This is a genomic window from Aquabacterium sp. OR-4 (assembly GCF_025290835.2).
In the GTDB taxonomy this organism is placed as follows: domain Bacteria; phylum Pseudomonadota; class Gammaproteobacteria; order Burkholderiales; family Burkholderiaceae_C; genus Pseudaquabacterium.
Window position 1 is genome coordinate 452,848 of record NZ_JAOCQD020000003.1, and the last position, 21,116, is coordinate 473,963.

A 21,116-nucleotide genomic window follows, 5' to 3' on the forward strand; every position below is an offset into this window, starting at 1 on the left:
GCAGGCAACAGGCTGATGCGAAACGTGATAGGGCGAAATTTCACCATGCGGCAACCGGGCGGCCCCGGCCCGCCGCCGGTCAGCGCTGCGCCTGGTGGATGGCCGCTGCCGCGGCGCGGTAGGCGCTGGGTGCCAGGCCGGTGCGGGCGCGGAACACGCGGCTGAAGTGGCTGAGGTTGGAGAAGCCGAAGGCCAGCGCGATGTCGGTGATCGAGCGCTCGCTCAGGCGGGCATCGTCGAAGGCGGCGCGGCAGGCCTCGATGCGCCGCGCCTGCACGAAGCCGGCCACGCCGTCGGCCTCGTCGGCAAAGGCGTTGTACAGCGCGCGCCGGCTCACGCCCAGCGCGCTGGCAATGCGCTCGCCGCTCAAGCCTGGGTCGCCCAGGTGGCGCAGCACATGCTGCTTGATGCGCTCGCGCAGCGCCTCGCGCTGGCTCACCGCGGTGCTGCGGCCGGCCAGCTCCAGCAGCGACAGGTGCACGCAGTGGGTGATCATCTCGCCCAGGCCGCGGGCCGCGTCGGGCGCCATGCCGGGCAGCTCGCGCCAGGCACTGCGCATGGTCTCCAGCGCCACCCGGGCGATGCCGCCGTCGCCGCCCATGCGGCGCGCCATCAGCTCGTCGATGGCCAGGCCGCGCTCGGCCAGCTGGGCCTTGGGCACCATCACGATCAGGTGCTCCACGCGCACCGGGTTGTCGACGGCATAGGTGTCGGTGGTGTCGTAGATGCTCCACTCGCCCGGCGTCACCCAGGCCTGGCGGCCCTTCTGGCCCACGCCGGCACAGCCCTCGTAGGGCGCCACGATCTTCAGGTGGGCCTCGCCGCCGTGGCGCGCCTGGTCGGCCGAGCGCATCACGCGGTGGCGGTTGCTGTCGAGCCGGCTGAGCACCACGTCGCCGGCCTGCGCGGTGGCGATGCGGCCGTCGAAGCGGGTGTCGCCGTACAGGTCGGAGCGCAGGCCGTGAAACAGGCGGTCGATCCAGTCGGTCCAGTAGGGCACGCGGTCATCCGGACTGACTTGGTCGGTGTCCATCGCGGTGCTGCGTTGTCCCATCGTGTCGCCTCCTTGCGTGGCGGCGGATTATCGGCAGCCGGGGGGCATTCGCCGCTCGGCGAACCCGGGATCGGGTAAGCCCCGAGCCCGGTTTGACCGCCAGGGGATCGGGAAACTCCTGACCCCGCTTGCACAAATCGGCAAGCCGGCCGGTAGTGGCGGCACAGCAGCGGCGCACGGCCCTGCCTACAGTGCAGCTGCCCACCGGTGGCCCCCAGCCGGGCCACCCGCCACTGCAGCCACACGAGAGGAGACCTCCGATGTCCGACCCACGCTCCCCGGCCCCTGAAGCCAGCCCCAGCCGCCCCGAGTGCGTCAGCCGCCGCACGGCGCTGCAGGGCGCGGCAGCGGCTGCCGCGTCGCTGGCCTTTCCGGCCATCGCCCAGGCCAAGCCGGTGCGGGTGGGTTATGCCATCGCCCGCACCGGCCCCTGGACCGGCGGCGCCCAGGTCAGCCAGGAGCCCAACTACCTGCTGTGGGCCGAGCAGCAGAACGCGGCCGGCGGCCTCAGCGTGGGCGGCCAGAAGCGGCCGATCGAGCTGATCAGCTTTGACGACCGCAGCGAGGTCGAGACCTGCGTGCGCACCTACGAAAAGCTGATGGGCAGCGACAAGGTCGACCTGGTGCTGCCGCCCTGGGGCAGCAATGCCAACTTCGCGGTGGCACCGCTGGCCAACCGCTTCGGCTACCCGTTCCTGGCGCCCACCGCGCTGAGCCGGCGCCTGGTGGAGATGAAGCTGCCCTACTTCTTCCTGCTGCTGCAGCAGCCGGCGCCGATGACCCAGGCGCTGGTGGACATGCTCAAGGCCAACGGCGTGAAGAGCGTGGCCTGCATCTACGTGGACGACCTGTTCGGCCTCGAGAACTACGCCGCGCTGAAGGTGGCGCTGCAGGGCTCGGGCATCAGCCTGGTCGAGGACAAGAGCTACCCGGGTGGCGTGAAGGACTTGAGCCCGGTGCTGCGCAGCATCAAGGACAAGAACCCCGACGCCTTCATCGGCTTCACCTACCCGCCCGACACCATCCTGGCCAGCAAGCAGGCCAAGGAGGTGGGCTTCAACCCGAAGTTCTTCTACGCCTCGGTGGGCACGGCCTTTCAGCTCTACCGCAACGTGATGACGCCGGCCGGCGCCGAGGGCGTGCTGGGCATGGGCTCGTGGAACGGCAAGACCAGCGCCGGCGCCAAGGCCTATTTCGACGCCCACACCAAGAAGTTTGCCGGCAAGGAGCCCGACCGCTGGGCCAGCGGTCACTGCTGGGCCAGCCTCGAGATCCTGAGCGCGGCGGTGGCCAAGGTGGGCCTGGATCGCAAGGCCATCCGCGACTACGTGGCCGGCACCGAGCACGACACGGTCATCGGCAAGGTCCGGTTCACCGGCAGCGAGAACACCGCCACGCCGGGCACCGTGGGCCAGTGGCAGAACGGCGAGTTCGAGGTGGTGTGGCCCAAGGCCCGCGCCACCGCGGCCCTCAACGCCGCCAAGCCGGCCTGGAAATGACCCAGCCGCCTTGCGCCACGGTGCAGCCCGGCCGCCGCGCTGGCCCGCTGGAGCGTTGAATGAGCGCGCTCGCGTGGTTCGAGTTGCTGGCGTCGGGGCTCATCACCGGCGGCATCTACGCCCTGGTGGCGCTGGGCCTGAACCTGCAGTACGGCCTGATGCGCATCCTGAACATCGCCCATGGCGAGTTCCTGATGCTGGGCGCTTTTGTCACCTGGATGATGCACACCCAGTTCGGCTGGCACCCGCTGCTGATGGTGCCGCTGAGCTTTGCGCTGCTGTTCGCGCTGGGCCTGGTGGTGCACCGGCTGTGCTTCAGGCGGCTGGCCGCCACCTCGCCCAACCTCGACATCTTCGAGGCCCGCGGCCTGATGGTGGCCTTCGGCCTGATGTTCCTGGTGCAGAACCTGGTCAGCCTGGTGTGGGGCGGCGAGCTGCGCGGCTACGACTTCGCCACCACCGCGCTGCCGGTGGCCGGCACGCAGTTCGCGGCCAACAAGCTGCTGGTGTTCGCCCTGGCGCTGCTGTTTGCCGGCGCGCTGATCGCGCTGCTGCGCCTCACGCTGCTGGGCAAGGGCGTGCGCGCGCTGATGCAGTCGCCGGTGGGCGCGCAGCTGGTGGGCATCGACACGCGGCGCCTGCACCCGCTGATGTTCGGCATCGGCCTGGGGCTGTCGGGCGTGGCCGGCTGCCTGCTGTCGATGGCCTACACCATCAGCCCGGCCATGGGCGAGCCCTACACCGTGACGGCGCTGATCGTCATCACCCTCGGCGGCTTCGGCAGCATGGGCGGGGCCCTGGCCGGCGGCCTGCTGCTGGGCGTGGTCGAGGCCGTGGGCATGCACTACAGCAGCCCCTCGCTGAAGGCCTTGCTGTCCTACACCGTGTTCATCGCCGTGCTGCTGGCACGGCCCAAGGGCCTGTTCGCCAAATGACCATCGACCTCCAGCTGCCCCGCGCCCGGCGCCGGGCCACCCCATGAACCGCCCGGCAGCCGAGCTGCGGCGCGATGGCCTGGTGCTGTTCGGCCTGGCCGGCTGGGCCCTGGCCCTGCCCGGCCATGCCAGCGAGTTTGTTGCCTCGCTGGCGCTGACCTGCCTGATGTACGTGGCGCTGGCCTCGAGCTGGGCGCTGTTTTGCGGCACCTCGCGCTACCTGTCGCTGGCCACCGCGGCGTTTTTCGGCCTCGGCGCCTACACCAGCGCGCTGGGCCTCGAGCATGTGGGCTGGTGGAGCGCCATCGCGCTGGGTGCGCTGGTGGCCAGTGCCGTGGCCCTGGTGATGGGCGCGCTGGTGCTGCACCTGCGCGGCACCTACTTCGCGGTGCTGACCTTCGGCATGACCGAGCTGATCCGCCACGCCATCACCTTCTGGGAAAAAAGCGTCACCGGCACCGTGGGCCGGGTGCTGACCGTGGTGCCCGAGCGCGAGACGGTCTACCTCACCGTGCTGCTGCTGGCGGTGCTGGCGGTGGCCACCAGCATCGTGGTGCGGCGCACGCGCTTCGGCCTGGCGCTGGCCGGCATCGGCGCCGACGAGCAGCGCGCGCAGACCCTGGGCGTCAACACCCGCTGGGTCAAGACCCTGGGCTTTGCGCTGACGGCGGCCTTTGCCGGCGCGGTGGGCGCAGCGATGAGCGTGCGCTGGACCTACATCGACCCGCCCACCGTGTTCAACCCCTTCATCGGTTTCCAGACGGTGCTGATCGCGCTGATCGGCGGCGCGCTCACGCTGTGGGGGCCGCTGATCGCCGCGGTGGTGTTCAGCCTGCTGGCCGAGACCCTGCGCCTGCAGGTGCCGCAGCTGTACATGATGTCGCTGGGCCTGCTGCTGATCCTGTGCGTGCTGTACCTGCCGGGTGGCCTGGCCAGCCTGCGCTGGGCCACGCTGCAGGGCTGGTGGCAGCACAGCCGCCAGGCGCTGCGCGAGCGCCGCGCGCGGCGTGACCGGCGCAACCAGCGCAACCAGCGCGCCAACCGGGCCGCCGGCCATGACGACGAGGACAGCGATGACTGAGCCCCTGCTGCAGGCCCGGGCGGTCAGCGTGCGCTTTGGCGGGCTGACCGCCGTCGACGCGGTGGACGCCAGCTTCCACGCCGGTGAGCTGGTGGGCATCATCGGCCCCAACGGGGCTGGCAAGACCACCTTCTTCAACGCCATCTCGGGCGTGGTGGCGCCCACCGGCGGCGAGCTGATCGCCGGTGGCCAGCGCCTCACCGGGGCCGGCCCGCACCGCTTTGCCGCGCGCGGCATCGCCCGCACCTTCCAGACGCCGCGCGTGTTTGCCGACATGACGGTGCGCGACAACATCGCCTTCGGCCTGCAGTTTGCCGGCCGGCGCCCGCGCCGCTGGGGGCTGTGGGGCGCCCAGGCGCCGGTGCCCTGGGCGCTGCGCACGCCCGAGAGCATCCTGGCGCTGATCGGCCTGGGCAGCGAGCGCCAGGACCTGGCCGCGCTGCCTGCCGCCGCGATCACGCCGTCGCAACAGCGCCTGCTGGAGATCGGCATGGCGCTGGCCACGCGGCCCAGGCTGCTGCTGCTTGACGAGGTGGCGGCCGGCCTCACCGAGGCCGAGGTCGAGGCCATGGCCCAGCTGATCCGCCGCCTGCGCGACGAGCTCGACCTCAGCGTGGTGTGGATCGAGCATGCGGTGACCACGCTGCTGCGCCATGTCGAGCGCGTGATCGTGCTGCACCAGGGCCGCAAGATCGCCGATGGCCCGCCGGCCGAGGTGGTGCGCAACCGCGAGGTCATCGAGGCCTATCTGGGCGACGAGATGGGCGACGAGACGGGCGGCGCGGCCGGCGACAAGACCCGCGACAAGACCCGCGACAAGACCGGCGACAACACTGGCGACAACACCAGCGACAACACCGGCCAGGGCCTGAACCACCGCCACAGCGCAGGGGCCGCCGCATGATGGACTGGAGCGATCGGCCCTTCGTGCTGGGCGGCACGGGCCATGCGCACCTGTCGGTGCAGGGCCTGTCGGCGGGTTACGCCAACTTCCTGGTGCTGCGCGACCTGCAGCTCGAGGTGCGGCCCGGGCTGACCGTGATCCTGGGGCCCAACGGCGCCGGCAAGACCACGCTGCTGAAGGCCCTGGCCGGCCTGATCCCGCGTCAGGGCCGGGTGCTGCTGGACGACGTGCGCCTGCCGCGCCGCACCGATGCCATCGTGCGTGCCGGCATGGCCCTGGTGGCCGAAGGGCGCCAGCTGTTTCCGCAGATGAGCGTGCTGGAGAACCTCGAGCTTGGCGGCTGGCTGACCGACAAGGCCCAGCGTGCGCAGCGTCTCGAGCAGTGCTTTGCCAATTTTCCCAAGCTGCGCGAGCGCGCCCAGCAGCTGGCCGGCACCATGAGCGGTGGCGAGCAGCAGATGGTGGCCGTGGCCCGCGCAATGATGAGCGCGCCGCGCCTGCTGATGCTCGACGAGCCCTCGCTGGGCCTGGCGCCACGCATGGTCGACGAGCTGCTGGCCATCGCCCGGCGCATTGCCGACGCCGGCACCACGGTGCTGATGGTGGAGCAGAACGTGCGCAAGGCGCTGGCCGTGGCCGACCGCGCCCATGTGCTCGAGCGCGGCGTGCTGGTGGCCAGCGGCCCGGCCCGGCTGCTGGCGCGCTCGAGCGTGGTGCGCGAGGCCTACCTGGGCAAGGCCGAGGCCCCCGCGGCTGCGCCGCGGCCGCTGGCGCGCCCACAGCCCCGCGCGGCCTGAGCGCACGCAGCGCCCGGCCGAGGCCTGCCTGCGCCCTCAACCCCCCGTTTCGCCACTGGAGACACCGCGATGTCCGACTTATCGATGCTGATCAACGGCCTGCAGGTCACCGCCGAGCATGGCGCCACCTTCGAGCGCCGCAACCCGCTGGACGGCAGCGTGGCCACGCGCGCCGCGGCGGCCAGCCCGGCCGATGCGGTGATGGCCGTCGAGGCCGCGGCCGAGGCCTTCAAGGCCTGGAGCCGCAGCGGCCCCGGCGAGCGCCGCGCCCTGCTGCTGAAGGCCGCCGACGCGCTGGAGGCCAAGACCCCGCGCTTCATCGAGGCGCTGGGCGCCGAGACCGGCGCCACCGCCATGTGGGCCGGCTTCAACGCCCACCTGGCCGCCGGCATGCTGCGCGAGGCGGCGGCGCTCACCACCCAGATCAGCGGCGAGGTGATCCCGTCCGACGTGCCCGGCAGCCTGGCCATGGGCCTGCGCGTGCCGGCCGGCGTGGTGCTGGGCATCGCGCCGTGGAACGCGCCCATCATCCTGGGCGTGCGCGCCATCGCCGTGCCGCTGGCCTGCGGCAACACGGTGGTGCTCAAGGGCAGCGAGAACTGCCCGCGCACCCATGGCCTGATCATCGAGGCGCTGCAGGAGGCGGGCTTTGCGCCCGGGGTGGTGAACTACGTCACCAACGCCCCGGCCGATGCCGGTGCGGTGGTCGAGGCCATGGTGGCCCACCCGGCGGTGCGGCGGGTCAACTTCACCGGCAGCACCCGGGTCGGCAGGATCATTGCGCAGACCTGCGCGAAGTACCTGAAGCCGGTGGTGCTCGAGCTGGGCGGCAAGGCGCCGCTGCTGGTGCTTGACGATGCCGACCTGGACGATGCCGTCAACGGTGCGGCCTTCGGCAGCTTTGCCAACTCGGGCCAGATCTGCATGAGCACCGAGCGCCTGATCGTCGACCAGAAGGTGGCCGACGAGTTTGTGCGCAAGTTTGCCGCCAAGGCCAGCGCACTGCCGCTGGGCGATCCGCGCCAGCCCGATCCGGTGGTGCTGGGTTCGGTGGTGGGCATGGGCACCGTGGCGCACTGCAACGCGCTGATCGACGATGCGCTGGCCAAGGGCGCCAAGCTGGTGTGCGGCGGCAAGGTCGAGTCGACCTTGATGCCGGCCACCGTGCTCGACCATGTCACGCCGGCCATGCGCGTGTACCGCGAAGAGACCTTCGGCCCGCTGAAGTGCGTGGTGCGGGTCAAGAGCACCGACGAGGCCGTCGCCTGCGCCAACGACAACGAGTACGGCCTGTCGGCGGCGGTGTTCGGCCGCGACATCGCGCGCGCCTTCCAGGTGGCCCAGCGCATCGATTCGGGCATCTGCCATGTCAATGCACCCACGGTGCACGACGAAGCGCAGATGCCCTTTGGCGGCGTCAAGGGCTCGGGCTACGGCCGCTTCGGCGGCAAGGCCGGCGTGGCCGAGTTCACCGAGCTGCGCTGGATCACGCTGCAGACCACGCCGCGGCACTACCCGTTCTGAGCGTCAGACCAGGTTCCAGTCGCAGGCCACCTGGTACACACCGTCGTGGTCGCGGAAGGTCAGCGTCTTCACCGCCGAGCTGGGGCTGCCGCTCCAGCTGAAATTGGCCGAGTCGATGCTCACCGTGGTGTGCTGGGGCTGGAACAGGTCGTCGGAGATGGCGCCCATCAGCTTCTTGCGCACGTAGTCAATGACGTAGGGCGCGGCATAGGCCAGGGCCTGCGCCAGCAGCGGTGACAGCGCCCGCTGGCCCTCGGCCTGGCGCACCATCGCAGCCGGCTGCTCGAGGCGCTTGCGCACCTCGGTCTCCACCTTGTCGGCAATGCGCTTGATGGCGTCGCTCATGCCGCCGGCGTCTTTCTCGATCAGCACCAGGCCCACCGCGAACTCCTGCGGAAAGCTGGGCCCCAGCGCGAAGGTGTGGAACACCCGCGGCGGGTTGTAGACCTTGATGTCGCCATCGTCGAAGTGCGGGTACACGCTGAACGCCGGCACCACGCTGGTACTGCCGTCGCCGAGCATGGCGTGACCGCCCATGTAGATCTCGTCGTTGCCGAAACGCTCGGCAAAGCGGCCGCCGGTCTCGTCGACGCAGCGCACGCTGTGGATTCGCAACTGCAGGGCTGAAGCCATGGAACACATCCTTTGGTCTGGAACTCCGAGAGGCGCTCGGTACGCTCCAGGTTCCACGGCCGCTGCCGCCTGCCGCGGACGGCAGCGCGGCCACCCGCCTCATCTGGCCGGTGGAGGGGGCGGCAGGCCGGCTGCCCGCGCGGGGGCCGGGCCGGTCAGCGCGTGAGGGCCCCGCCCTCGTACCAGCGGCGGATCAGGGCGCGCTCGTCGTCGCTGATCTGGGTGGCGTTGTTCAGCGGCATCAGCTTCAGCACCACCGCCTGCTGGTAGACGGCCTGGGCATGGCGGCCCAGCAGCTCGGGCGTGTGCAGGGCCACGCCCTTTTGCTGCAGCTGCGGGCCATGGCACATCAGGCAGCGCTGGGCGATCACCGCCTGCACCTGGGCCGGCGTGGGCAGCGGCGCACTGGCGGCCGGCGCCGCCTGCGGCATGGGCGCGCGCCACACCGCCAGGCCCGCCAGCAGCAGCGTGCCGGCCAGCGCATGGCCCCAGGGCACCGCCTGGCCCAGCACCAGGGCCTTGTGGCGGGCCACGAAGCTGAGGCGGATCAGCGCCCCGGCCAGCATCAGCAGCACCAGCACCGCCCAGTTGTGCGGGCCCTGGTACAGCCAGCCGTAGTGGTTGCTGAGCATGGCCACCAGCACCGGCAGCGTGAAGTAGGTGTTGTGCACGCTGCGCTGCTTGCCGCGCAGGCCGTGCACCGGATCGACCGGCTGGCCGGCCTTCATCTGCGCGATCACGGTGCGCTGGCCCGGGATGATCCAGAAGAACACGTTGGCGCTCATCGCCGTGGCCATCATGGCGCCGATCAGCAAGAAGGCTGCGCGCCCGGCAAACAGCTGGCAGGCCAGCCACGAGGCCAGCACCACCACCGCCGTCACCGCCGCGCCAACGATCGCATCGCCGCGCGGGCCGCGGCCCAGCGTGCGGCAGATGGCGTCGTAGACCAGCCAGAACACCGCCAGAAAGCCCAGCGCCGCGGCAATGGCCGCGCCGGCCGGCCAGTCGTGCACGCTCTTGTCGATCAGAAAGCTGCCGGCCTGGAACAGGTACAGCACCGTGAACAGGCCGAAGCCGGTGAGCCAGGTGCTGTAGCTCTCCCAGTAGAACCAGTGCAGGCGCTCGGGCAGCGCAGCCGGCGCCAGCAGGTATTTCTGCGGATGGTAGAAGCCGCCGCCGTGCACCGCCCACAGCTCGCCCGACACGCCCTTGCGGCGCAGCGCGGGGTCGTCCGGCGGCGTCAGGCTGCTGTCGAGAAAGACGAAGTAGAACGACGAGCCGACCCAGGCGATCGCGGTGACCACATGCGCCCAGCGCAACAGCAGATTGGCCCAGTCGAGCAGGTAGGCCTCCATGGCCGCCTCCAGCAATGCACGCGCCGTGCCGCCTGGCCAGGTGCCCGGCCCGTGGCGGGCCCGGCCGGCCGGAGCGGCACCCCACCACAGCGGGCTCTGTGGGGCGCGAAAGGTCGCGAACCCGGCTGACGGTGCGTCGGCCAGGGCGCCGCGGCGACCATGGGCCACAGTCTAGCCAGTTGCGTGCCAGCCGCACCCGGCCTGCGCGCTGCGGGAGGTACGGCGCAGGGCCTGCGCCGGATGCAGGCGAGGTGGATTCACCCAGTGACCAATGTCACAACTGCGCACGGTGGCCCTGCGCAGGCGGGCCGGTGCGGGGCGCCGCCGTCAAGCTGTTTGTCAGCGTTCGCCCCTATAGTCACCAGCACAAAATTGGGGAGCCCGGGGCGACACCGGGCTTTCTCACCCAGGAAGGCGGCATGTCGGACGGGAACCTGCGCGGCACCAAGGCGTGCAGCCGATTCCAGTCAGGGCAGCCAGTTCGTCCCGTGGAACAGGTTGTCGTAGTACCCCGAGCAGGAGTTGTTTCACATGGGATTTCCGGTCTTGTCGCAGCCGCGCCGCCCTGGCGCGCGCACCCTTTCGCTGGGCGCTGCCCACACCGTCATGGCCACCGCCGCCATGCTCTGCCTGGCCGCCGCACCCGATGCCCGGGCGCAGGCCGAGGCCGCCAAGGTCTTCGAGGTCAAGCCGGGTGACACGTTCTCGTCGCTGGCCGCACGCCACACCGGCAATGTGCGCAGCTGGCGCAAGCTCTACCGGCCGCAGCAAAGCCGGCTGAGCGATCCCAACCGCATCCAGGTGGGCATGCGTTTCGAGCTGGTGAGCGACGCCCAGGGCCAGTTCCTGTGCCTGGTGGGCCAGCATGGCCGCGCGGCACCTGCCGCCGCCGCGGTGGCCGCGGCCGTGGCCCCGGCCGCTGCGCCGGCCCCCGCACCGGCCCCTGCCCCTGCCCCTGCCCCTGCACCGGCGGCCGCCCCGGCACCGGCGCCGGCGCCCGTGGCGGCTGCCGCGGCGCCGGCAGCTGGCGAGTTCGTGCTGGGCGTGCTGCCCAACATCGCGCCGGCCACGCTGCTGGCGCAGTACGAATCGATGCGGCGCTACCTCGAAAAGCACAACGCCGGCATGAAGGTCAAGGTGGTGGTGCCCGCCAACTTCAAGGTCTTCTTCGACGCCACGATGAACGGCGAGTACGACCTGGCCGTGGCCGCGCCGCACTTTGCGCGGGTGGCCCAGGCCGACCGCAACCTGGTGCCGCTGGGCATGTACGAGCCGCGCATCAACGGCCTGTTCGTGGCGCCGATCGACAGCCCGATCACCGGCGCGAAGGACGCGCGCAGCAAGGCCATCGGCTTTGCCAACCCGCAGTCGCTGGTGGCCATGTACGGTCTGCAGTGGCTCAAGGGCCAGGGCCTCGAGCCGGCCAAGGATTTCGAGATCAAGGCCGCCCGCACCGACCTGGGCGTGGGCCGCATGATGCTCACCGGCGAGGCCGTGGCCGCGGTGATGAGCAATGGCGAGATGCGCGCACTGCCGCCCGACGAGGCCTCGCGCATGCGCATCGTCGAGGTGTTCACGCGCATCCCCAACTTCATGCTGATGGCCAACCCGGCGCGGCTGGACCGCGAGCGCATGGCCCGCCTGAAGGGCCAGCTCAAGGCCTTCATCGCCGACAAGGACGAGGGCGCCGAGTTCATGCGCGCCACCGGCTTCTCGGGTCTGGCCGAGGTGGACGACGCGCAGATGCGCGAGCTCGACGCCTTTGCGCCGCAGACGCGCCGTGCGATGGGCGTGGTGAAGTGAGTTCTGGCGCCGGCGGCCCGCGGCCGGCCTGGCAGGCCTCGCGCCAGGATAGCGGCCCTTCGACGATCACGCCGCCCGATGCGGTGCCGGTGCCGGCCCCGTTCGGGCCGCTGGCCGGCGACATGGCGCGGCTGTTCCGGGTGCTCGGGCTGCAGTCGTTTCGCGCCTCGGTGGTCGACATGGCCTCGATGGCCTACGAGGCCGCCTGGCTGGTGGGCGAAAACGGCGAGCTGGTCGACGAGCCCGACCGCGCGCCGCTCGACAGCGCGTTTCCGGGCTCCACCTCGGTGGTGGCGCGGCTGGCCAATGCCAGCCTCGACGAGACCATCGACCAGCCGCTGGGCGCACGCCGCTGCGTTTATGCCTGGCGCATGGACGGCCTGCGCGTGGTCATCGCCGAGGCGCGCTACCACGAGCGCCACAACCGCACCCGCGAGCTCGACATCGCCGCCGCGCGCCTGGTCTGCAGCGCCGGCCTGATGGGCCGCCAGGGCGGTGGTGCCCGCAGCGGCGAGGCGGCCATGCCGCTGAACTGGTCGCAGCCGGCACCGGTGGCGCCGGGCCCGTCGCGCGGCATCTCGCTGGCCGGCCTGGGCCTGAGCCTGGCCGCCGCCGGCCTGGGCGCCTGGCTGACCGTGCTGGCCCTGCCCGCGCTGAACCGCGAAACCCAGGCCGTGGCCGGCCAGGCGGTGCGCCTGCGCACCATGACCGACGAAACCCTGGGCCAGGGCCTCACCACGGCGCTGGCCAGCGGCGACTACGGCGAGGTGCAGAACCAGCTCGGCAGCTTCGAGTCGCTGGGTTACTTTCGCGGCGCCTTGATCACCAATGCGCGCCAGCGCGTGGTGGCCATCGCCGGCCAGGTGGACGACACGCTGCGCATCGGCATCGAGCTGCCCGAGGGCACGCTGCCCAAGGCGCAGTCGCGTGACCTGGTGCAGGGGGCCGAGCGCTTCGGCCGCCTGGTGATCGTCAAGCCGGCGGGCGACGCCCTGGCGCCGCCCGATCTGGCACCGCTGCGCACCGTGGCCGGGGTGGCCACCGGTGCCGCGGCACTGGCGGCCTTGCTGCTGCTGTGGGCGCTGCGGCGGCCCGGGGCAGCGCGCTGACGCAGCGCGTCAGCGCCGCGGCCTGATCAGCTGAACACGCGCTGGCAGCGGGCCAGCACCGCGCTGCCCACCTGCTTGCCCAGGGCACGGCCCATCAGGTCACCACGCTCGAAGTGGATGCCGCCCACGCGACGCGAGTAGCCGGCCCAGTCGGCGGCCTCGCTGAGCGTGCCGACGCTGAGGTTCACCTGCTGGCCCACCGGCTCGAAGCGCGGCAATTCGGGCAGCACGTAGCCGGTCAGCGCGATGGTGTTGCTGCCGCGCAGGCCGGCGATCACCGACGAGGCCGCGGCACTGAAGGTGCTGTGGCCCGACACGAACTCGGGGAACGGCGGCGTGGGCGCGGTGGGCCGCTGGAACGGCCGCCAGTGCTGGCCCAGGATGGTCTGCGTGCCCAGGCCCGGGCCGGCCCAGGCGCGGATCGACTGGTTGCGAAAGTAGTAGGGCACGGCGCTCACCGGGCGGGCCGAGTCGTAGGCGCGCTTGGCGTCCCAGGCGGCGATGCCGGCATCCAGCAGCGCCTGCGAGACGCCGAAGAACAGCTTCACATCCTCGGCCAGCGAGTTGTTGTCGGCGTTCGACACCGCCTCGGCGATCTGCAGCCACTGCCCGGGCGGCGACACGGTGCCGGGATTGGCGGCCCAGAACTCGACCAGCGCCTTGGCATTGAGATCGAGCGCAGCGCTCAGGTTGATCATCTCCAGCATCTCGGCCTGGCTGGGGCCGGCGGCGGCGCTGAACGCCGGCCGGTACTGCGAGCCCGAGGCCAGCGCAAACGGCCGCACGCGGCCCCAGTGCGGCGTGAGGAACTTCTGCACGCCCCACACGCCCTGCGCGTCCAGCACGTACAGCGGCTGCCAGCGGGTGGGGTCGACCAGCTGCGTGGGCGAGTTCACCGGCACGTAGCCCGAGGTGTCGGCATAGGTTCCGGCGGCCGGGTCACCGTACTGGTTGGCGCCGTCGTTGCGGCGTGCCGCCAGCAGGCGCCGGCCCATGTCCAGGCCCAGGTCGCGGGCCGCCTGGCCATGGCCCAGCCACTGGTACACGGTGCTCGAGGGGGCACGCAGCGCCAGCTTGCCATCCAGCACCGTCTTCTGGCTCGGAAACAGGTCGACCAGCACGGTGTAGGCGGCGTAGCTGATCGCCACCTCGCGCCAGGTGTCGCTGGCCTCCCAGAACGGGCGGCGGCTGCAGCCGGACAGCGTGAAGTCGGCCGAGCTGCTGTAGGCCGCCCAGGCGTTGTAGATGGCCTCGTTGACCATCGACGCGGCGCGTGCCGAGATCGTGGCCTGGGTGAAGGTGGCCGCCACGGCCTCCAGCAGGCTGCGGTTCCAGCGCAGCACCATCGTCGAGCCGCGGCTGCCCGCCGTCGGCACATTCACCACCTGCGCCTGCGCGCCGCTGCCTGCCACCCAGGTCACGCCGGCTGCTGCCGCCTGACCCATCCATGCCCGTCGAGAGATTGTCATTGCCCGTACTCCATGTTGTTGAGCGACGGCACGACCGGGCAGCTGGGCACCTGCGGGTACATCACTGACGGGCGCGCCATTCTTGTAACAACAGGTACGCTATCTGCTGCCGGGCGGTGGCCGACCCCCTGGGTTCAATGGCCCGGGCCCATGCGCCGGCCAGCCCGTGTGAATGTGCTCTCCTAGCGTTCAGGTGACGCGTCCAGGCGTGTCAATGCAGCCACGCCGGGGCCGGGCCGGCGTGGCTCAGGAGCCGCGGTAGGTGGCGTAGGACCAGGGGCTGGCCAGCAGCGGCACGTGGTAGCGCGCAGCGGCATCGGCAATGCCGAAGTCCAGCGTCACGGTGTCGATGAAGGGCGGCTCGGGCAGCTCGACGCCGCGCGCCCGGAAGTACGGCGCCACCTCGAACAGCAGGCGCCAGCGGCCGGTGGCCATGGCCGGGCCTTCGAGCAGCGGGCCGCCGGCGCGGCCATCGGCGTCCAGCTGCACCTGGCGCACCGTCTCGGCGCGGCCGTCGTCGTGCAGGCGCTGCAGGCGCACCTGCATGCCGGCGGCGGGGCAGCCGTGCATGGTGTCGAGAACATGGGTACTGAGGTGGCCCATTGCGGCAGATCCTTGGTTGGCAGGCGGTGAGGGGCAAGACCGGGCGGCATGGCACAGGACTTGCCGCTGTCAGTCTATACACTGCCTTGCACCGCCCGTGCCAGCCCGCCGATGACCGCCTTTGCGCCCGACACCGCCCCCCGCTACCCCCGTGACCTGGCCGGCCACGGCCGCTGCGCGCCGCATCCGCAGTGGCCGGGTGACGCCCGCGTGGCGCTGCAGTTCGTGCTGAACTTCGAGGAGGGCGGCGAGAACTCGGTGCTGCATGGCGACGCCGGCAGCGAGCAGTTCCTGTCGGAGATGTTCAACCCCGCCAGCTACCCGGCGCGCCACCTCAGCATGGAGAGCATCTACGAGTACGGCTCGCGGGTGGGCGTGTGGCGCATCCTGCGCGAGTTCGAGCAGCGTGGCCTGCCGCTCACCGTGTTCGGCGTGGGCATGGCGCTCGAACGCTGCCCCGAGATCACCGCCGCCTTCGTGGCTGGCGGCCACGAGCTGGCCTGCCACGGCTGGCGCTGGATCCACTACCAGGGCCTGGACGAGGCCACCGAACGCAGCCACCTGGTGCGCGGACTGGCGGCCATCGAGCAGCTCACCGGTGCGCGCCGCGGGCACAGCGCGCCGGGCGCGGCGGCCGACCTGTTGAACGGCCATGTGCACGGCCTGGGCTGGTATACCGGCCGCGACAGCCCCAACACCCGCCGCCTGGTGGCCGACGCCGGCGACATCGCCTACGACAGCGACCACTACGGCGACGACCTGCCCTTCTGGCTGCAGGTGCAAAAGTCCGACGGCAGCCTGGCGCCGCACCTGGTGGTGCCCTACACGCTGGACTGCAACGACATGCGCTTTGCCCTGCCCCAGGGCTACAGCCACGGCGAGCCGTTTTTCCAGTACCTGAAAGACGCCTTCGACGTGCATTACGCCGAAGGCGGGCGCGATCCGGCCGATGGCCAGGGCGGCCCGGCGATGATGAGCGTCGGCCTGCATTGCCGCCTGCTCGGCCGGCCCGGCCGCATGCGGGCACTGCAGCGCTTTCTTGATCACGTGCAGTCGCACCCGCAGGTGTGGGTGGCCCGGCGCATCGACATTGCGCGCCACTGGCGCCGCGTGCACCCCTTCGACGCCGCCACCGCCTTCACCTGGGCCTGAGCGGCCCCTCCCACCGATGAGCCCCACCCCGTTGACGCTGGCCGCGCTGAACGCCGCCAGCCCCGAACTGTTCAGCACCCAGCTGGCCGGCATCTACGAGCATTCGCCGTGGATCGCCGAACACGCCGCCGCTGCCCGGCCCTTTGCCACGCTGGCGCAGCTGCGCCAGGCCCTGGTGCAGGCGGTGCGTGCGGCGCCGCGCGAGGCCCGGCTGGGCCTGATCCGCGCCCACCCCGAGCTGGCCGGCAAGGCCGCCATCGCCGGCACGCTGACGCCTGAATCCACCGGCGAGCAGCAGCGCGCCGGCCTCAACGCCTGCACGCCCGAAGAGTTTGCGCAGCTGCAGCGGCTGAACGCCGACTACGGTGCGCGTTTCGGCTTTCCGTTCATCGTGGCGGTGCGCGGGCCGCGTGGCACCGGTCTGGCCCGCAGCGAGATCATCGACAGCCTCGCCCGCCGCCTGCTCAACCACCCCGACGACGAGTTTGCCGAGGCGCTGCGCCAGATCCACCGCATCGCCGAGATCCGGCTCGACGACCGCCTTGGCAGCGCCCCCACGCTGGGCGAGGCGGTGTGGGATCGCGCCGAGGCCCTGGCCCGGCACAGCGAGGCGCCGGCCGTGCCTGGCGCGGCGCCCGAGCTCACGGTCACCTACCTCACGCCGGCGCACCGCGCGGTGGCGGCCGAGCTGGCGCAGTGGATGCGCGACGACGGCTTTGACGAGGTGGGCCTGGACGCCGTGGGCAATGTGGTGGGCGTGTACCACGGCAGCGATGCCGCCGCGCCGCGCCTGCTGACCGGCAGCCACTACGACACCGTGCGCCGCGCCGGCAAGTACGACGGCCGCCTGGGCATCCTGGTGGCCATGCAGGTGGTGCAGGGCCTGGCCCGCGCCGGCCGGCGCCTGCCCTTCGGGCTGGAGCTGGTGGCCTTTGCCGAAGAGGAAGGCCAGCGCTGGCCGGCCACCTTTCTGGCGTCGAGCCCGCTGGTGGGCCGCTTTGACGCCGCCTGGCTGGCGCAGGCCGATGCCCAGGGCGTCCGCCTGCGCGACGCGATGCGCGACGCCGGCCTGCCGGGCGAGCTGGCCGCCATCGAGGCGCTGCGCCGCGACCCGGCGCGTTACCTCGGCTTTGTCGAGGTGCACATCGAGCAGGGCCCGGTGCTGCATGCGCTGGACCTGCCGCTGGGCGTGGTCAGCGCCATCAACGGCAGCCGCCGCCATGTCGGCCTGCTCACCGGCCAGGCCAGCCATGCCGGCACCACGCCGATGGGCCAGCGCCGCGACGCCGCCGCCGGCGTGGCCGAGCTGGCGCTGCTGCTCGAGCGCTGCGCCAGCGCCCGCCCCGAGGTGGTGGCCACGATGGGCCAGCTGGAGGTGCCGGGCGGCTCGGTCAATGTGGTGCCCGGGCGCTGCCGCTTCAGCCTCGACATCCGCGCCACCACCGACGCGGCGCGCGATGCCTGCCTGGCCGAGGTGCAGGCCGGTCTGGCCGAGATCTGCCAGCGCCGCGGCCTGCGGCCCACGCTGACCGAAACCCTCAGCGCCGGCGCCGCGCCCTGCCACCCCGCCTGGCAGCAGCGCTGGGCCGCGGCGGTGCAGGCGCTGGGCCTGCCGGTGCACAGCCTGCCCAGCGGCGCCGGCCACGACGCGATGATGCTGCACCATGCACTGCCGCAGGCCATGCTGTTTGTGCGCGGCCAGAACGGCGGCATCAGCCACAACCCGCTGGAAGCCGTGAGCACCCACGACGCCGACCTGGCCGTGCAGGCCTTCCAGCAGCTGCTGCAGGGCCTGGCCGCCGAGCGCGCCAGCCCCGCCTGATCGACCGACCGCCTGAACGCCTGAACGCCTGACCGCCCGCCCCTTGCGCGACACCCGATGACTTTGCCCCTGAACGACCCGCTGTTTGCCGCCCTCGACGCCTGGATCGCCGAGCACTTCGACGACGAGGTGGCCTTTCTGCAGGCCCTGGTGCGGGTGCCCACCGACACGCCGCCCGGCGACAACGCGCCGCATGCCGAGCGCACCGCCGAGCTGCTGGCGCAGTTTGGCTACCAGGCCGAGCGCCATGCCGTGCCGGCCGACGCGGTGCGCGCCGCCGGCCTGCAAAGCATCACCAACCTGATCGTGCGCCGGCCGCAAGGCGCCGGTGCTGGCGGCGTCGGCCCGACCATCGCGCTCAATGCCCATGGCGACGTGGTGCCGCCCGGCGATGGCTGGACGCACCCGCCCTACGCCGCCGAGATCGTCGACGGCGCGCTCTACGGCCGCGCCGCCGCGGTGAGCAAGAGCGACTTCGCCACCTACACCTTCGCCACCCGCGCGCTCGAGGCCGTGGCCGCCGCGCAGGCCGCGCGCGGCCTGGCGCTGCGCGGCACGGTGGAGCTGCACTTCACCTACGACGAAGAGTTCGGCGGCGAGCTGGGCCCCGGCTGGCTGCTGGCGCAAGGCCTCACCCGGCCCGACCTGCTGCTGGCCGCCGGCTTCGGCCACGAGGTGATCACCGCGCACAACGGCTGCCTGCAGCTGGCCGTCACGGTGCATGGCGTGATGGCCCATGCGGCGATCCCGCACACCGGGGTGGATGCGCTGCAGGGCGCCAACGCCATCCTCAACGCGCTGTATGCCCAGAACACCGTGCTGCGCCAGCGCAGCTCGCAGGTGGCCGGCATCACCCATCCCTACCTCAACGTGGGCCGCATCGAGGGCGGCACCAACACCAACGTGGTGCCGGGCCAGGTGCTGCTCAAGCTCGACCGGCGCATGATCCCCGAGGAAGATCCGGTGGCCGTGGAGGCCGCGCTGCGCCAGCTGATCAGCGAGGCCGCGGCCACGGTGCCGGGCATCACGGTGCGCATCGACCGCCTGCTGCTGGCCCATGCCATGCAGCCGCTGCCCGGCAACCGGCCGCTGGTGGCGGCCCTGCAGCGCCATGGCCAGGCGGTGCTCGGCGAGCCGTTGGCCGAGCGCGGCACGCCGCTCTACACCGATGCCAGGCTGTATGCCGAACGCGGCATTCCGGCGGTGATCTACGGTGCCGGCCCGCGCAGCGTGCGCGAAAGCAATGCCAAGCGGGCCGACGAGCACCTGCAGCTCAGCGACCTGCAGGCCGCCACCCGGGTGGTGGCGCGCATGCTGGCCGATCTGCTGATCGCCTGAAGCGCCCGCATCAACGGGCTGGATCAGCGGCCGGCCCACGGCGTGGCGTAACGGCTGAAATGGGCGGCCGGCTCAAGTGCCGCGCCTTTTTGCCGATAGCAGCAGACCCGCACTGCTGCCCGAAAGCCCGCCCGTGTCCGCCCACCTGCCCCGCGAAACCCAGGCCCTGGCCGCGGCCGCGGCTGCGGCCGACGTTGCGGCCGACGTTGGGCAGGGCGGCCGCAATAGGCCGCTGGCTGCCGGCACCGCCGCGGCGGGCCCGGCCGCGGCCGCTGCCACCGCCCCGGCCCGCAACGGCCGCGGCACCGCGCTCAGCCGCTGGGTGGCACCGGCCGTGCTGCTGGCGCTGGTGGTGGCCTGGGCGGCGGTGGGCGCGGTGCTCACGCTCAAGTGGCGCCATGCCATCGCGGTGGAGCAGCTGCACAGCGCCAACCTGGCGCGCATCCTCCAGGAGCAGACGGTGCGGGTGCTGGCCAGTGCCGACCAGGCCACGCTGCGCCTGCGCGATGCGCTGCGCAGTGGCGAGCTGGCGCCGGGCGACATCGCGCACTACGCCAACGAGACCGGCCTGGCGCCCAGGATCCTGGTGCAGCTGGCCCTGGTGGGGGCCGACGGCCGGCTGCTGGCCAGCAACCTCGACCCCGACGGCAGCCGCTCGGGCCATGTCGACCTGTCGGAGCGCGAGCACATCCGCGTGCACCTGGCCCAGCCGGCCGGCACGGCGGGCGGGTCGGTGTCGGCCGGCGGCCTGTTCATCGGCAAGCCGGTGCTGGGCAAGGTGTCCGGGCGCTGGACGATCCAGCTCTCGCGCCGCATCGACGGCCCGCAGGGCCAGACCCTGGGCGTGGTGGTGGCCTCGCTCGACCCGGCCTACTTCGAGGACGTGTACCGCGGCGTGGCCCTCGGCGCGCAGGGCGGCGTGGCCCTGGTGGGCAGCGATGCCGTGGTGCGCGCCCAGGTCATCGGCGGGCGCAGCCAGGGCATGGGCAGCCGGCTCGACGCCGCCGAGATGCCGGGCGCGGCGGCCTCGGCCGGGCATGTCACGGCCACCCGCGCCGCCGATCCGGTGCCGCGCCTGGTGAGCCACCAGGCCGTGGCCGGCTACCCGCTGCACGTGGCCGTGCTGCGCGCCACCGACGAGGCCCTGGCCAGCTGGCGCGACACCCGCACGCTGGCGCTGCTGCTGACCGCGCTGCTGAGCCTGGCCATGCTGGGCGCCGCGGCGATCTTCCACCTGGGCCTGCGCCGGCTGGAGGACAGCCACGCCGCGCTGCAGCTCAGCGAGGCCGCGGCCCAGTCGGCCAACCAGGCCAAGACCGACTTCCTGGCCGCCATCTCGCACGAGCTGCGCACGCCGCTGACCAGCATCCGCGGTTTTGCCGAGCTGATGGAACAGCGCCTGCCGCAGCCGCGCCAGCGCCAGCAGGCCGGCCTGATCCGCCAGGCGGCCGAGTACCTGAACACCCTGCTCACCGAGATCCTGGATCTGGCCAAGGTCGAGGCCGGCGCCATGCAGGTGGTCAACGCGCCGGTGGACTTGCGCGCGGTGGTCGAGGGCGCGGCCTCGTTCTACGCCATCACGGCGGCCGAAAAGGGCCTGGCGCTGCGCGTGCGGGTGGCCGATGCGGTGCCGTCCAGCCTCATCGCCGACGAGCTGCGCATCAAGCAGATCCTGAACAACCTGCTGTCCAACGCCTTCAAGTTCACCTGCAGCGGCGAGGTGTGCATCGAGGCCGAACTGGCGCCTGCGGCGGCCTGCGGCGGCAGCCAGCCGTGCTGGCTGCTGCATGTCAGCGACACCGGGCCGGGCATCGCGGCCGAGCTGCATGGCCGCATCTTCGAGCGCTTTCGCCAGGGCCACGACCGGGTGGCCTTCGAGCATGGCGGCACCGGCCTGGGCCTGGCGCTGTCGCGCGCACTGGCCGGCCTGATGGGCGGCACGCTGGCCGTGCACAGCGCGCCGGGCCAGGGCGCCCGCTTCACGCTCAGCGTGCCCTTGCAGGCCTGAGCGGCAGGCCGGCGCGCGGCCGTCGCCTCA

General features: G+C 72.2%; 17 protein-coding genes. 12 read left to right on the forward strand and 5 right to left on the reverse strand.

What is annotated here, in order from left to right; all coding sequences use genetic code 11:
- Window positions 1-79: 79 nt before the first annotated feature.
- Window positions 80-1,054, reverse strand: a complete 975-nt coding sequence (locus tag N4G63_RS23985) for an AraC-like ligand-binding domain-containing protein (protein ID WP_260790140.1) — start codon at window positions 1,052-1,054, stop codon at window positions 80-82.
- A gap of 260 nt (window positions 1,055-1,314) precedes the next feature.
- Here N4G63_RS23985 and N4G63_RS23990 point away from each other — a divergent pair, with 260 nt between their 5' ends.
- The 6 genes from N4G63_RS23990 (at window position 1,315) to N4G63_RS24015 (ending at window position 7,794) form a co-directional block, all read left to right on the forward strand.
- On the forward strand, window positions 1,315-2,553 hold the full coding sequence (locus tag N4G63_RS23990) for an amino acid ABC transporter substrate-binding protein (protein WP_260790141.1): 1,239 nt from the start codon (window positions 1,315-1,317) through the stop codon (window positions 2,551-2,553).
- Window positions 2,554-2,612: 59 nt separating this feature from the next.
- A complete protein-coding gene (locus N4G63_RS23995; RefSeq protein ID WP_260790142.1) occupies window positions 2,613-3,488 on the forward strand; it encodes a branched-chain amino acid ABC transporter permease in 876 nt (291 codons plus the stop codon).
- A gap of 43 nt (window positions 3,489-3,531) precedes the next feature.
- Window positions 3,532-4,569 (forward strand): branched-chain amino acid ABC transporter permease, encoded by a 1,038-nt coding sequence (locus N4G63_RS24000; protein WP_314600236.1) that lies wholly within the window; start codon window positions 3,532-3,534, stop codon window positions 4,567-4,569.
- Complete coding sequence (locus N4G63_RS24005; RefSeq protein WP_314600237.1) at window positions 4,562-5,473, forward strand: ABC transporter ATP-binding protein; 912 nt, start codon at window positions 4,562-4,564, stop codon at window positions 5,471-5,473. Before N4G63_RS24000 ends, N4G63_RS24005 begins: the two co-directional genes overlap by 8 nt.
- The gene (locus tag N4G63_RS24010; RefSeq protein ID WP_260790144.1) at window positions 5,470-6,270 is read left to right on the forward strand and encodes an ABC transporter ATP-binding protein; all 801 of its coding nucleotides are present in this window, start codon (window positions 5,470-5,472) and stop codon (window positions 6,268-6,270) included. The genes N4G63_RS24005 and N4G63_RS24010 overlap by 4 nt, the downstream gene beginning before the upstream one ends.
- Window positions 6,271-6,339: 69 nt before the next feature.
- Window positions 6,340-7,794, forward strand: a complete 1,455-nt coding sequence (locus tag N4G63_RS24015; protein ID WP_314600238.1) for an aldehyde dehydrogenase — start codon at window positions 6,340-6,342, stop codon at window positions 7,792-7,794.
- Between the two features lie 3 nt (window positions 7,795-7,797).
- On the opposite strand, the gene N4G63_RS24020 is transcribed toward N4G63_RS24015, so the two are convergent.
- Window positions 7,798-8,427, reverse strand: coding sequence for a hypothetical protein (locus tag N4G63_RS24020; RefSeq protein ID WP_260790145.1), 630 nt, complete (start codon window positions 8,425-8,427; stop codon window positions 7,798-7,800).
- Window positions 8,428-8,582: 155 nt separating this feature from the next.
- On the reverse strand, window positions 8,583-9,782 hold the full coding sequence (locus N4G63_RS24025; RefSeq protein WP_260790146.1) for a urate hydroxylase PuuD: 1,200 nt from the start codon (window positions 9,780-9,782) through the stop codon (window positions 8,583-8,585).
- Between the two features lie 531 nt (window positions 9,783-10,313).
- On the opposite strand from N4G63_RS24025, the gene N4G63_RS24030 reads away from it, so the two are divergent.
- Together N4G63_RS24030 and N4G63_RS24035 are read left to right on the forward strand one after the other, a co-directional pair.
- The gene (locus tag N4G63_RS24030; protein WP_314600239.1) at window positions 10,314-11,585 is read left to right on the forward strand and encodes a PhnD/SsuA/transferrin family substrate-binding protein; all 1,272 of its coding nucleotides are present in this window, start codon (window positions 10,314-10,316) and stop codon (window positions 11,583-11,585) included.
- Window positions 11,582-12,694, forward strand: coding sequence for a hypothetical protein (locus N4G63_RS24035; RefSeq protein ID WP_260790148.1), 1,113 nt, complete (start codon window positions 11,582-11,584; stop codon window positions 12,692-12,694). Before N4G63_RS24030 ends, N4G63_RS24035 begins: the two co-directional genes overlap by 4 nt.
- Before the next feature lie 26 nt (window positions 12,695-12,720).
- Here the strand turns inward: N4G63_RS24035 and N4G63_RS24040 are convergent, their stop codons facing one another.
- Together N4G63_RS24040 and uraH are read right to left on the reverse strand one after the other, a co-directional pair.
- Window positions 12,721-14,115, reverse strand: coding sequence for a vanadium-dependent haloperoxidase (locus tag N4G63_RS24040; RefSeq protein WP_260790149.1), 1,395 nt, complete (start codon window positions 14,113-14,115; stop codon window positions 12,721-12,723).
- 294 nt (window positions 14,116-14,409) lie between these two features.
- A complete protein-coding gene (gene uraH, locus N4G63_RS24045; protein WP_260790150.1) occupies window positions 14,410-14,766 on the reverse strand; it encodes a hydroxyisourate hydrolase in 357 nt (118 codons plus the stop codon).
- 111 nt (window positions 14,767-14,877) lie between these two features.
- Between uraH and puuE the strand changes: the two genes are divergently transcribed.
- From puuE to N4G63_RS24065, 4 genes are all read left to right on the forward strand, one after another.
- Window positions 14,878-15,918 carry an allantoinase PuuE gene (gene puuE, locus N4G63_RS24050; RefSeq protein ID WP_260790151.1) on the forward strand — a complete coding sequence of 347 codons (1,041 nt, stop codon included), beginning with the start codon at window positions 14,878-14,880 and terminating at the stop codon, window positions 15,916-15,918.
- Between the two features lie 16 nt (window positions 15,919-15,934).
- The gene (gene uraD / locus N4G63_RS24055; protein WP_260790152.1) at window positions 15,935-17,740 is read left to right on the forward strand and encodes a 2-oxo-4-hydroxy-4-carboxy-5-ureidoimidazoline decarboxylase; all 1,806 of its coding nucleotides are present in this window, start codon (window positions 15,935-15,937) and stop codon (window positions 17,738-17,740) included.
- Between the two features lie 57 nt (window positions 17,741-17,797).
- Window positions 17,798-19,078 (forward strand): M20/M25/M40 family metallo-hydrolase, encoded by a 1,281-nt coding sequence (locus tag N4G63_RS24060; protein WP_260790153.1) that lies wholly within the window; start codon window positions 17,798-17,800, stop codon window positions 19,076-19,078.
- A gap of 133 nt (window positions 19,079-19,211) precedes the next feature.
- Window positions 19,212-21,086 carry a sensor histidine kinase gene (locus N4G63_RS24065; RefSeq protein WP_260790154.1) on the forward strand — a complete coding sequence of 625 codons (1,875 nt, stop codon included), beginning with the start codon at window positions 19,212-19,214 and terminating at the stop codon, window positions 21,084-21,086.
- Window positions 21,087-21,116: the final 30 nt, after the last annotated feature.

Excerpts from the sequence above, each read along its gene's own strand:
- N4G63_RS23985 (WP_260790140.1), bottom strand. The coding sequence starts at position 1,054 with ATGGGACAACGCAGCACCGCGATGGACACCGACCAAGTCAGTCCGGAT.
- N4G63_RS23990 (WP_260790141.1), top strand. The coding sequence starts at position 1,315 with ATGTCCGACCCACGCTCCCCGGCCCCTGAAGCCAGCCCCAGCCGCCCC.
- N4G63_RS23995 (WP_260790142.1), top strand. The coding sequence starts at position 2,613 with ATGAGCGCGCTCGCGTGGTTCGAGTTGCTGGCGTCGGGGCTCATCACC.
- N4G63_RS24000 (WP_314600236.1), top strand. The coding sequence starts at position 3,532 with ATGAACCGCCCGGCAGCCGAGCTGCGGCGCGATGGCCTGGTGCTGTTC.
- N4G63_RS24005 (WP_314600237.1), top strand. The coding sequence starts at position 4,562 with ATGACTGAGCCCCTGCTGCAGGCCCGGGCGGTCAGCGTGCGCTTTGGC.
- N4G63_RS24010 (WP_260790144.1), top strand. The coding sequence starts at position 5,470 with ATGATGGACTGGAGCGATCGGCCCTTCGTGCTGGGCGGCACGGGCCAT.
- N4G63_RS24015 (WP_314600238.1), top strand. The coding sequence starts at position 6,340 with ATGTCCGACTTATCGATGCTGATCAACGGCCTGCAGGTCACCGCCGAG.
- N4G63_RS24020 (WP_260790145.1), bottom strand. The coding sequence starts at position 8,427 with ATGGCTTCAGCCCTGCAGTTGCGAATCCACAGCGTGCGCTGCGTCGAC.
- N4G63_RS24025 (WP_260790146.1), bottom strand. The coding sequence starts at position 9,782 with ATGGAGGCCTACCTGCTCGACTGGGCCAATCTGCTGTTGCGCTGGGCG.
- N4G63_RS24030 (WP_314600239.1), top strand. The coding sequence starts at position 10,314 with ATGGGATTTCCGGTCTTGTCGCAGCCGCGCCGCCCTGGCGCGCGCACC.
- uraH (WP_260790150.1), bottom strand. The coding sequence starts at position 14,766 with ATGGGCCACCTCAGTACCCATGTTCTCGACACCATGCACGGCTGCCCC.
- puuE (WP_260790151.1), top strand. The coding sequence starts at position 14,878 with ATGACCGCCTTTGCGCCCGACACCGCCCCCCGCTACCCCCGTGACCTG.
- uraD (WP_260790152.1), top strand. The coding sequence starts at position 15,935 with ATGAGCCCCACCCCGTTGACGCTGGCCGCGCTGAACGCCGCCAGCCCC.
- N4G63_RS24060 (WP_260790153.1), top strand. The coding sequence starts at position 17,798 with ATGACTTTGCCCCTGAACGACCCGCTGTTTGCCGCCCTCGACGCCTGG.